The following is an 11,659-nucleotide window of genomic DNA, read 5'->3' on the forward strand; positions in this document are numbered from 1 at the left end:
CCGCCGCGTGCCGGGCGGGGGCCGTCCGCGCGGTCAGCTGGAGCCGTTGAGCTTGGCGATGCGCCGCTCGTACATCCTGATCACCTCGGCGCGGGCGGCGTGCTCGCGCTCGTACTCGCGCAGCAGCCTCACCTGGTCGGCGGACAGCCCGCGCAGCCGCGCGCGCAACTGCGGCAGCGTCGCCTCGTCGTAGTTGGGGACGGGCAGCTCCTCCGCGTCCTTGGCCTCCGCGCCCTTGGCCTCGGGCTTCGCGGCCTCGCGCTTGGTCGGCTCGGGCTTCGCCGCTTCGGGCTTTGGCGCCTTGGGCTTGGCGGGCTCCGGCTTCGCTTCGGGCTTCGCGGCCTCGGGCTTGGCGGCCTCGGGCTTGGCGGCCTCGGGCTTGGCGGCCTCGGGCTTGGCGGCCTCGGGCTTTGCGGCCTTGGGCTCGGCGGGCTGCGGTTTCGCGGGCCCTTCGGCGGGACGGGCGTGCTTGGGCGTGTGGCCGTTCTCAGGCGGGGCGGCGGCGGGCTTGCCGATCGAGATCTCGCCGTCCCCGCCGCCGGCCGCGTGCCGGGGCGCCGTGCGGGGAGCGGAGGGGGCGGACGAATCAGACGGCGTGGAGGGACGCCCCGGACGCGTCGGACGCGGGGCCGGCTCCTCGCCGCGGACCCGCTCCACCACCCGTCCGACGACCCGCTCGGCCGTGCCCTGGACGTCGGTGCGCAGCCGGTCGAGCACCGGGCGCACCCCGCCGCCCTCGGTGATCTCCTTGTAGTCCCTGGTCACGCGGTCGCTGAGCAGCAGGGCACGGCCCACGCCGAACATGGCCAGCCGGACGGCGTGCAGCGGCAGGTCGCGCACCTGCTCGCCGACGGTGTCCTGGACCTGCTGTTTGAGGCGGCGCGGCGATCTCGTCATCGTCTTCCTCTTCCTGCCGCCGAGCGCGTCGTCCCGCGTCGTACGGCAATCGTCTCGTCGGTTTCACTCTGCCCCATGGGCGCGATCTCGGTCACCCCGCGTTAGTGGAATTTCGTCCAACAGTGACGTGCGGTGGGTCACACAGCGGGCTTCGCCTGGGATTTCATGGTTCGTCCGGTCTGCGCACGCTACCGTGCGGTGTTGTGCGGGACGGGTGGGGCGGCTCGTACGATGGGGCCATGACCGCTGACACCGAGCGCCGTGTCCTGCTCGCCAAGCCGCGTGGTTACTGCGCGGGCGTCGACCGCGCCGTGCAGGCGGTCGAGATCGCGCTGGAGAAGTACGGGGCGCCGATCTACGTGCGCAAGCAGATCGTCCACAACGTCCACGTGGTGAAGACGCTGGAGGAGCGCGGCGCCGTCTTCGTGGACGAGACCGAGGAGGTCCCCGAGGGCGCGATCGTGGTGTTCTCCGCCCACGGCGTCGCGCCGGTCGTGCACGAGGAGGCCAGGAACCTCGACCTGAGGACGATCGACGCGACGTGCCCGCTGGTGACCAAGGTCCACAAGGAGGCCGTCCGGTTCGCCGCGCAGGGCTACGACATCCTCCTGATCGGCCACGAGGGGCACGAGGAGGTCATCGGCACCACCGGCGAGGCCCCCGACCACATCCACCTGGTGGACGGCCCGGACGACGTCGCCCGCATCACCGTCCGCGACCCGGAGAAGGTGGCCTGGCTGTCGCAGACCACGCTGTCGGTGGACGAGACGATCGCCACCGTCGAGAAGCTGCGGGAGCGGTTCCCCAAGCTGACCGACCCGCCGTCCGACGACATCTGCTACGCCACCCAGAACCGGCAGACGGCTGTGAAGGAGATGGCGGCGCGCTCCCAGCTCGTGATCGTGGTCGGCTCGACGAACTCCTCGAACTCGGTGCGGCTGGTCGAGGTGGCCAAGGAGCACGGCGCGGACGCCGCGTACCTGGTCGACTACGCCGACCAGATCGACCCGGCCTGGCTGGAGGGCGTCGGCACCGTCGGCGTGACGAGCGGCGCGTCCGTCCCGGACGAGCTGGTGCAGGGCGTGCTGGGCTGGCTGGCCGAGCGCGGCTTCGGCGAGGCGGAGGAGATCGAGTCCGTCCAGGAGAGCATGCGGTTCGCGCTCCCGCACGAGCTGCGCAGGGACCTGCGCATCACGCCGGTCTAGCGGCTAGTCGACGTCCCCGTGGTGCAGGGGGCGTTCCCGCGCGGGACGCTCCTGCCCGGAGGACGGCGACTCGTCCCAGCGGACGGGGTCCTCGTTGTCCTCCTTCTCGAAGAGGCGGACCCGGACGAGCTTGCCGCGCAGCTCCCGCACGTTCGCGGGCAGCCCGCGGAAAAGGCAGATCACCAGCACCAGCAGCGTGCCGAAGAACAGCCACGGCGCGGTCGCCGCGAGCGCCGTCAGCACCCCGACCGTCATGCCGCGCAGCAGCGACCCGTCCCCGACGGTGTCGACGAACACGGCGGTGACCGTCGCGGCGAAGAACGCCAGCGGCGGGCTGACGACCAGCGTGAGCAGGTCGGCGGGACGGGTCGCGAACGCGGCGAGCACGCAGCCGATCGCGAAGCCGCCGCCCGCGAGCAGCCCGACGCCGAGCCAGCGCGACAGCAGCGCGCACACCAGGCCGGTGCCGAACATGACGACGATCCCGCCGCGCGCGGTGAGGGTCACGGGCGCCGAGGACGCGGCGGCGGGGGAGGCGCTCGCGCGCGCCCGGGACGCCCGCGACCCCTTCGACGACCCCTTCGACGACCCCTTCGACCCCCGGGCCGTTCGGGACGCCCGGGACGAGTCGTCGCGCCGACCACGCACTGGACCCCCTGAGGCCGGGGACGCGCCGCCCGGCGCGCCGTCCACCGTCGAACTGCTCATTGCCACCTCTCCCGCTGATCGAACTGATCAGGGATGGCCCGTCGGCCGAAACCTACCGGTTCGCCCCCGTACTCGGTATCGTGCTCGCCTTCGCGGGGGGCGTCGGACGGCTCCTTCCCATTGGATTCGCCATAGGGGTCGTCGGTTGGCTGATGATGCGCCTCTTCTGCGGGCTTCTCCTCAACGGGAACGCCGGGTCCGGGGACGGCCGGACGCTCGTCGCGGTCATGGACGGCCGGGCGCTCGTCGCGGTCATGATCGGCCAGCTCCGCCGCCGACAGCGCGCGCGGGCTCTCCTCGACCGGCCGGGGCCCGTCCAGGGAGCTCTCGACGACGCCCAGCTCGTTCAGGCGGCGCGCGCTGACGAGGACGCGGGTCTCCAGGGAGCCCACCGTCCGGTTGTAGGACTTGACGGCGCCGGTCAGCGCGCGGCCCAGCTCGTCGACGTGCTGGCCCATCGTCCCGAGGCGCTCGTAGAGCTCCTTGCCGAGCTCGAAGACAGCGCGGGCGTTGCGCGACAGCGCGGCCTGCTGCCAGGCGTAGGAGGCAGTCCGCAGCATGGTGATCAGCGTGGTCGGGGTGGCGATGTGGACGCGGCGCCGCATCGCGTACTCCAGCAGCCCAGGGTCGCGGTCGAGCGCGGGGGCCAGGAACGCCTCGCCCGGGATGAACAGCACCACGAACTCCGGCGCGGGGCTGAACGCCTGCCAGTACGACTTCGCCGAGAGCCGGTCGACGTGGTCGCGCAGGTGCCGGGCGTGCGCGTCCAGCCGTACCGGGTCGCCGCTCTCGGCCGCCTGGAGGTAGGCGGCCAGCGACACCTTGGAGTCGACCACGATGTTCTTGCCGCCGACCAGCCGGACCACCATGTCGGGACGGACCGTCCCGTCGGCCGTCGACGCGCTGGCCTGCTCGTCGAAGTCGCAGTGGTGGGCCATCCCGGAGATCTCCACGACGCGCCGCAGTTGCAGCTCGCCCCACCGCCCCCGTGCCTCGGGCCGCTGGAGCGCCCGCACGAGCGACTGCGTCTCCCGGCGCAGCTGGTCGGAGCTGTGCCGGACGAACTCGACCTGCTTGGCGAGCATCGCGTGCGACTCGCGGCGGCCCGTCTCGACCTCGCGGAGCTGCTCCTCCACCTTGGCGAGGGTGTCCTTCAGCGGCGCGACCAGGTGCTCGACGGCCTGCTGGCGCCGCTGCAACTCGCCCGCCGCCTCGACCCCGGCCGCCTTGAGCCGCGCGTCGGCCAGTTCGAGGAACCGCTGGTTGCTCGCGTCCAGCGCCTTGGCGGACAGGTTCTCGAAGTGCTCGGCCATCCGCTCCTCGGCGTAGGCGAGCTTCTCCTCGGCCGCGCGCGCCCGGGCGATCAGCGCGCCCTGCCGGCTCGTCGCCAGCGCGTACCCGGCGACGACGCCGAAGACGGCGCCGACGAGGAGTCCGGCGAACAGCGCGAGATCCATCCGTTCATCGTGACAGCGGACGCGCGTACCGTGTCCGCGACTCGCCGGGACGGGCACCGGACCGGACAATTGGCCGCACTGTTCGCAGGTGCCCTGGCCCCGCCGGGCGGACCATGCGAGGCGGGTTCCCCGGCTCGCCGTCTGGAGGAGGCGGGCCGGGCCCATAAACTTGACGGCCGTGAGCCTCTCCATCGGAATCGTCGGGCTGCCCAACGTCGGCAAGTCCACGCTGTTCAACGCGCTGACCAAGAACGACGCGCTGGCCGCCAACTACCCGTTCGCGACCATCGAGCCCAACGTCGGCGTGGTCGGGGTGCCCGATCCGCGGCTGGGCGTGCTGGCGGAGATCTTCGGCTCGCAGAAGATCATCCCGGCGACGATGGAGTTCGTCGACATCGCCGGGATCGTCAAGGGCGCGTCCGAGGGGCAGGGCCTCGGCAACAAGTTCCTCGCCAACATCCGCGAGACCAACGCGATCTGCCAGGTCATCCGCGCGTTCGAGGACCCCGACGTCACGCATGTGGACGGCGAGGTCGCCCCGTCCCGCGACATCGAGACGATCAATACCGAGCTGATCCTCGCCGACCTCCAGACGATCGAGAAGGCGCTGCCGCGGCTCGACAAGGAGGCCCGCACCAAGAAGGACAAGGAGAAGCTCGCGGTCGTCGGCGCCGTCACCGCCGCGCAGGAGCTCCTGAACGAGGGCGTGACGCTCTTCGCGGGCGCCGAGAAGGCCGGGATCGACCTCGCGCTGCTGCGCGAGCTGCACCTGCTCACCGCCAAGCCGTTCCTGTACGTGTTCAACCTCGACGAGGACGAGCTGCCGGACGAGTCCGTCCGCGCCCGCCTGCGCGACCTCGTCGCGCCCGCCGAGGCGGTCTTCCTGGACGCCAAGATCGAGGCGGAACTGATCGAGCTGCCCGACGACGAGGCCCTGGAGCTGCTCCAGGGCATGGGGCAGGAGGAGTCCGGCCTGTCGCAGCTCGTCCGGATCGGGTTCGCCACCCTCGGCCTCCAGACCTACCTGACCGCGGGCCCGAAGGAGTCCCGCGCCTGGACGATCCGCACCGGCGACACCGCGCCCGAGGCCGCCGGCGTGATCCACACCGACTTCCAGCGCGGCTTCATCAAGGCCGAGATCGTCTCCTTCGACGACCTCACCGCCGCCGGGTCCATGGCGGCCGCCCGCACGGCGGGCAAGGTCCGCATGGAGGGCAAGGACTACGTCATGCAGGACGGCGACGTCGTGGAGTTCCGCTTCAACGTCTGACCCCTCGGCCCGCCTCCGCCGCGAGCACCGCGCCCCCTCTGCGAGCCTGGCGCCTCTTCTGCGAGGCTCGTGCTTCCTCTTCGGGCCCCGCGCCACCGCCGGTGCGCGCGGGGCTTGTGCGTTCGGTGTGACGGGTGTTGCATGTGGTGCGATACGGACACCCATCCCGAGCTGGGTGTTCTGTTGCGATATGTCCCGAGATGGATAGTTTGCCGGTTTCCTTGGGGAAGAGATTCCGGCCGGGTTCGCCACGCGGTAACCAACCAACTCGTGATCCGGGACGCTTGTCCGCCTCCCCCTCCCGCGCTCCGTTCGGAGGCTTGGATAGGGGATCGTCACCGTTTGGCAATCTTCCCAGTTCCTGCTGAGGTGGATTGCATTATCCACAACCGCGTGCCGGGGCTGTGCTTCGCCGCGATGCGCTGGAACAATTGGCGCTCGTGGTTACGCTGGGCCCGGGGTGGGTTCGGAAAGGGCCACCCAGCACACGACCAGGCACACATGACCGCGCCGACCGGGGGCGAGGCGCGAGCGGAGGCAGGATGGCTCGCAGGTCGGCCGTTGGACGCGGCCGTGACACCGCCGTGGTGGAGGAGACGCCGGCGCCCGGCCGGGCGCTCGCCTCCTCCGCCGACCCGTGGGACATGCCGGGCCCCGACCGCCGCCGCGGACGCTCCGGCGGCGACTCCCGCGCCGGACGCTGGGGCGGCTCCGGCGGACGCTGGTGGGTCTGGGTCGGCCGCGCGATCCTGTGGGCCGTCATCCTCGTCATCCTCGTCAACGGCATCCGCGCGCCCTTCGAACGTTTCACCGCCGACGAGACCACGACCCCGAGCGCACCCAAGCCCGGCAAGAACGCGCAGTTCCCGACCAGCGCCGCCGGAGCGTTCGCGCTCCAGTTCGCCAGCGTCTACCTGAACTTCGACCAGAAATACGCCGCGTCCCGCGAGGCGCAGCTCCGCCCGTTCCTGCCCGACGGCGCCGACGCCCAGTTCGGCTGGAACCGCGTCGGCGGATTGCAGGTGCAATCGGTTCAGGTGGCCGGGGTGGACGCCCGCGACGCCCACAACGCGACCGTGACGCTGCTCGCCCGCAGCCAGGACAAATGGCTCCGGCTGGCCGTCCCCGTCTACGCCGAGAACGCGGGCTCGCTGGTCGTGTCCGCGCGTCCGGCGCTGCTTCCCCCGCCCACCAAGGCCCAGCTTCCCCAGGACCGCGTCCAGGACCGCGACACCGCCCTCGAGGCCGAACTACAGCCGTTCCTCGGTACCTTCTTCCAGAACTACGCCTCCAGCAACCAGTCGGCCCTGTCACGCTTCTCGGACGGGACGACCATCACCGGTCTGGCCAGCACCGTGACCTTCGTGCAGGTCAAGGAGGTGGTGGCGCCGAAGGGACCCGCCGGTGAGCGCACCGTCACCGCGACGGTCGTGTGGCAGCTGACCGGAGGCGGTGAGCTGGAGCAGAGCTACCAGCTCATCATGAAGAAGGGAACGACCTGGCTCGTGCGAGACATCCGCGGCACCACGGAAACGAACGCGTCATGAGACGACAGCCGGAACCGGCCCCCGACACAACCGCCGACCGAGGAAGGTAGCCCATCGATGCTGCACCACGTCATGGCGTCGATTCCGCACGAACTCCTGGCGGCGCCGACACAGAACAATGACGAACTCAAGACCGACCAGCTCGCCGACTGGCTCCGCCAGATATTCGGCCCCCTGTTCCTGGTGATCGTCTCCATTGTGGCGATCTTCTTCCTCTTCACGCGCGAGATCACGCGTTTCGTACAATTCATCGTCCTGGCGATCGGAATCGGAGTGGTCTTCTACGTGCCGAACATCATCGAGACCACGGCCAAGGCGATAGCCAAGGCCCTGGGAGTGGACGTCAGCTGAACTCCACACCGGCGGACTCGGACGGCCCCCCGTCCGCGGCCCGGCAGACGACACTGTGCTAGGGGAGTAGGGGCGTGGAACTACGCACGTACACGAGCATCTGGCGCATCGAGAAGCGGCTTTACAAGCTGTACGACCTGCGGCTTCCGATGCCGCTGCCGCTGGTCCAGATCGGTGTGTTCGCGGGCGTGTTCGTGCCCTGGATCGTGCTGCTGCGCTTCGTCGGCATCCCCTTCGAGTCGCCCTGGCACGTCCTTTACATCGTCCCCCCGGCCGTCCTGACCTTCCTGGCCACCCGGCCGGTCATCGAGGGCAAGCGCCTCACCGAACTGCTGCTCTCCCAGAGCCGCTACTTCGCCGAGCCCCGCACCTGGTGCCGCCTCACCCCGATCCGCGAACCCCGCGAGGTCGTGATCGTCGCCCGCGTCTGGCGCCGACCCGCCCTGCCCGCGCCCGACCCGGCCAAATCCCGCCGCCGCAAGCGCAAGGCCGCCCCCGAACCCGAGGTGGCCCCCGCCCCCGCGGCCCCGGTCGTCCCGCGCCCGTCCGCGGCCCCGGCCCCCCAACCCCTGGCCGTATACGCCGCCCAGCGCGCGGCCGCCCCCGCCCCGCCACCCCCTTTCGCCCCCGCCGAGAGCGTCCCGGTCGCAGACGTCCCCGTCGCGGCCCCTCGCCCGCCCAAGCCATGGCGCCGCACCACCCGCGACATCTCCCACGAGGACGACGTCCTCGTAGGCTCCCCGACCCTGGAAGGCCCCCCGGCGACCCCGCACCTGGAGGCCCCCGGCTCAGGCAAACGCGCCCTGGCGTCCGGCGTCCGCCGCCCCGGCGAACCCACCGAGTTCTGGCAGGCAACCCCCCCACAACACGCGCCCGAACCGCCCGCCCAGCAAACCCCGCAACCCCACGCCCCGGCCCCCCACGAGCCCACGCCATCCAAGTCCACTCCTCGCGAGCCGGGACCCCGAGAGGTCGGCCCGCGCGAGCCAGCGCCTCACCAGCCCTGGTCGTCCAAGCCTGCGCCGAGCAACTCGGAGCCAGGCGAATCCGCACCGCGCGAGGCCGAGCCGTCTAATCCCGCCCCTAGCGGATCGGGATCGCGTGAGGTGGGACCGCGTGAACCTGCGCCCCACCAGCCCTGGTCTCCCAAGTCTGCGCCGCGCAAGGCAACGCCCCGCGAGCCCGCCCCGCCGGAGCCGGGGCCGCGTGAGCCCGCGGCCCAGGCCCCGCCCCGCCAGCCAGTGCGCAATGAGTCCGCGCCGCGCGAGGTCAGGCCCCCCGAATCCGGGTCCTCTGGCTCCGTGCCGCGCGAGATCACGGCACCTGAGTCCGCGCCCCGAGAGCCGTGGTCACCTGAGCCCGCACCGCGCAGGTCGGAGACAGCCGAGTCTGCGTCGCGCGAGCCTGAGGCCAGCGAGCCCGCAGCCCAAACCACTCCCCGCGAGCCTGGGGCCCAGCAGCCCGCATCCCGCGAGTCCGAGCCTGCTCCTAGCGGCTCGGGACCGCGCGAGGCCGCACCTCCTGAGTTCGGGTCGAGCGAGCCCTCCCCCCGTGAACCGGAGGCACGCGGGCCCGCAGCCCAGGCGCCGCCCCGCGAGTCCGCACCGCGCGAGGTCGAGCCCTCTGAGCCCAGTCCTCGCGAGCCGGGATCTCGCGAGGTTGGGACGCGTGAGCCTGCGCCTCACCAGCCCTGGTCTCTCAAGTCTGCGCCGCGCCCGGCACCGCCACGCGAGTCCGGCCCGGTTGAGTCGGGGCCGCGTGAGCCTGCGGCCCAGGCCCCGCCCCGCCAGCCTGTGCGCAATGAGTCCGCGCCGCGCGAGGTCAGGCCCCCCGAATCCGGGTCCTCTGGCTCCGTGCCGCGCGAGGTCACGGCACCTGAGTCCGCGCCCCGAGAGCCATGGTCGCCTGTGGCTCCACCGCGCGGGTCGGAGGTACGCGAGCCTGCACCATCCGAGTCCGCTCCGCGCGAGCCTGCGGCCCAAGCCACTCCCCAAGAGCCTGCGGCCCAGGAGTCCGCGCCCCGCGAGTCCGAGTCGTCTGAGTCTGCTTCTCGCGAGTCTGGGTCGCGTGGGACGGAAGCGGAGGGGTGGGTGTCGCGCAAGTCCACGCCGCGCGAGTCGTCCGCCCGTGAGCCGGGGGCACGTGAGTCTGCGGGCCAGGCCGCGCCTCGCGAGGCTGCGCCCCGTGAGGCCACAGCGCGCGTGGTCAGGCCGCCTGAGTCGGCTCCGCGTGAGGTTGCGGGACCTGAGTCTGCGCCCCGAGAGCCGTGGTCGACGGAGCCTGCACCGCGTGGGTCGGAGGCACGCGAGTCCGCGCCGCCCGAGTCCGCTCCGCGTAAGCCTGCGGCCCAAGCCACGCCCCACGAGCCTGGGCCACGCGAATCCGCGCCGCGCGAATCTGGGGCCGTGCCGCGTGAGCCGGGGCCACGCGAGGCCGCGCCGCGTGAGCCTTTGTCCCGTGAGTCCGCTCCGCGTGAGGTCGGGCCGCAGGGGGGCGCGCCGCAAGGGTTCGGGGATGCTGAATCCGGGCGGCGTGGGGCGGACGTAGGCGGGTCTGCCCCATGGGGGCCTGCGCCGCAGGCCACTCCGCGCGAGCCTGTGGCCAGCGAGGCTGCTCCTGGGGGTCGTCAGGGCGTTCCGGAGGGGACGCGGCCGTCTGTGCCCGCTCGGGAGAGTCAGGGCGACGGCGGCGGGCCGTGGGCGCCTCAGCGGGGGCAGCGGCCTGCCGCGTCGCCTCGGGCGGGGCGCTCGTCGCAGGGGGAGCCCGGCGACAAGAAGGTCGCGGGGTGGAAGAACACTCCGCCCGCGCCTGAGCAGCCGGGGGAGCCTCCGATCACTCGGCCGGACGTTCCGATGGTGCCCGGGGCGTTCGGGGCGCGGCCGCCCGCCGAACCGCCGCGGAAGGAGCCGCCGAAGCCGTGGTCGAAGGGGCTGTCCAAGCCCGCGCGTCCGGGCGAACCCCGTCCGCCCGCGCCGCCTCAGCCACCGGTTCCGCAAGCACCGGCCGCGCAGCCGCCGGTTCCGCAGGCGCCGGCTGCTCAGGCGCCGGCGCCGCCTCAGCAGCATGGGGCCGTGCCGTACTCGCAGGGGCAGCCGTCGCCGGACGAGCAGGCGCCGCCGCGTGAGGTACGGTCGGGGCCCGCGTCGCCGGTGCGGCCGAGGCCGCTGCCGCCGCCGCCCGCGCCGCCGCCGTCCGGGCCCGCGATCACGCCGCCCGATCCGGAGCACGAGGTCACGGCGGGGGGTCTGCGGAGGCTCATCCAGGCCGTCGGCGGCGGACACGGGGACGTCGACGGCGACTACCAGATGCGGCTCCAGCAGCCGTTCCAGGGAACGCGCCACATCGTCGTGCTCGGATGCACGGGCGGTGCCGGGCAGACCGTGACCGCGCTGATGCTCGGGCACACCTTCGCCCAGCACAATGGGGAGCCGATCGTCGCGATCGACGTCAACCCCGGCCCGGGGGCGCTCGCCCGGCGGACGCGCAGCGAGACCAACGAGACGCTCACCGGGCTCATCACGCGCGCCGACCAGGTGGGCAGCCTGACCGCGATGCGCCGGTACACCTCGCAGGCCAAGTCCGGCCTCGACGTGGTGGCGGCGGGCAAGAACCCGCTCCAGGCGCTGGACGACCGCGACTACGCCCTCGCGATCCGGACGATCGACAAGTTCTACTCGGTGACGCTGCTGGACGCGGCGGCCGCCGTCGTCGCGCGGGTGCTGCCCTACGCCGACCAGATCGTGCTGGTCGCGCCCGCCAGCGCCGACGCGCCGCGCGCGGTCGCGATGACGTTCGAGTGGCTGGACGGGCACGGCTACGAGGAGCTGCGGTCCCGGGCGGTCACGGTCATCAACGGCGTCAGCCGCCGCAGCATGGACGACGTCGAGCAGGCCGAGGCCGTGGCGCGGGGCCGCTGCCGGGCGCTCGTCCGCATCCCGTGGGACGATCACCTCAGCATGGACCGCGCCCCCCGCAACGAGCTGAAGTCGTTGCGCGCGCCGACGCGGCGTGCCTATCTTGCCCTCGCCGGCGTGGTCGCCGGCGGCTTTACCGTCGTGCCCGAGCGTTACCAGGAGCTTCAGCAGGAGCAGGAGGCCACCCGATGAGCGCCCCTCGCGGGCATGCAGCGACGGCACGCGCGTCCCTTGCGGGCGCGCCTGATCTTGCTGGCCGTCCGGACGTCAAACACTCCCCCGGGCAGCCCTTCACCGGGCGCGGGGCACC

General features: G+C 72.6%; 8 protein-coding genes. 5 read left to right on the forward strand and 3 right to left on the reverse strand.

Annotation, left to right across the window (positions count from 1 at the left end):
- Positions 1-33: 33 nt before the first annotated feature.
- A complete protein-coding gene (locus K2F47_RS02260; RefSeq protein ID WP_242900969.1) occupies positions 34-897 on the reverse strand; it encodes a DUF8129 domain-containing protein in 864 nt (287 codons plus the stop codon).
- A 239-nt stretch (positions 898-1,136) separates the two neighbouring features.
- Here K2F47_RS02260 and K2F47_RS02265 point away from each other — a divergent pair, with 239 nt between their 5' ends.
- Positions 1,137-2,102, forward strand: a complete 966-nt coding sequence (locus tag K2F47_RS02265; protein ID WP_242900970.1) for a 4-hydroxy-3-methylbut-2-enyl diphosphate reductase — start codon at positions 1,137-1,139, stop codon at positions 2,100-2,102.
- Between the two features lie 3 nt (positions 2,103-2,105).
- Here K2F47_RS02265 and K2F47_RS02270 read toward each other — a convergent pair whose 3' ends face one another.
- Together K2F47_RS02270 and K2F47_RS02275 are read right to left on the reverse strand one after the other, a co-directional pair.
- Positions 2,106-2,810 (reverse strand): DUF6542 domain-containing protein, encoded by a 705-nt coding sequence (locus K2F47_RS02270; protein WP_242900971.1) that lies wholly within the window; start codon positions 2,808-2,810, stop codon positions 2,106-2,108.
- The gene (locus K2F47_RS02275) at positions 2,807-4,267 is read right to left on the reverse strand and encodes a DNA recombination protein RmuC (protein ID WP_242900972.1); all 1,461 of its coding nucleotides are present in this window, start codon (positions 4,265-4,267) and stop codon (positions 2,807-2,809) included. The genes K2F47_RS02270 and K2F47_RS02275 overlap by 4 nt, the downstream gene beginning before the upstream one ends.
- Positions 4,268-4,445: 178 nt before the next feature.
- Here K2F47_RS02275 and ychF point away from each other — a divergent pair, with 178 nt between their 5' ends.
- From ychF to K2F47_RS41920, 4 genes are all read left to right on the forward strand, one after another.
- On the forward strand, positions 4,446-5,537 hold the full coding sequence (ychF, locus tag K2F47_RS02280) for a redox-regulated ATPase YchF (protein ID WP_242900973.1): 1,092 nt from the start codon (positions 4,446-4,448) through the stop codon (positions 5,535-5,537).
- 542 nt (positions 5,538-6,079) lie between these two features.
- Positions 6,080-7,084 (forward strand): conjugal transfer protein, encoded by a 1,005-nt coding sequence (locus K2F47_RS02285; protein ID WP_242900974.1) that lies wholly within the window; start codon positions 6,080-6,082, stop codon positions 7,082-7,084.
- Positions 7,085-7,156: 72 nt separating this feature from the next.
- A complete protein-coding gene (locus K2F47_RS02290) occupies positions 7,157-7,435 on the forward strand; it encodes a hypothetical protein (RefSeq protein ID WP_372490830.1) in 279 nt (92 codons plus the stop codon).
- A 74-nt stretch (positions 7,436-7,509) separates the two neighbouring features.
- The gene (locus K2F47_RS41920; protein ID WP_504911678.1) at positions 7,510-11,541 is read left to right on the forward strand and encodes a TcpE family conjugal transfer membrane protein; all 4,032 of its coding nucleotides are present in this window, start codon (positions 7,510-7,512) and stop codon (positions 11,539-11,541) included.
- The last annotated feature ends 118 nt before the right edge of the window (positions 11,542-11,659 follow it).

Source organism: Actinomadura terrae (assembly GCF_022751215.1).
Lineage (GTDB): Bacteria > Actinomycetota > Actinomycetes > Streptosporangiales > Streptosporangiaceae > Spirillospora > Spirillospora terrae.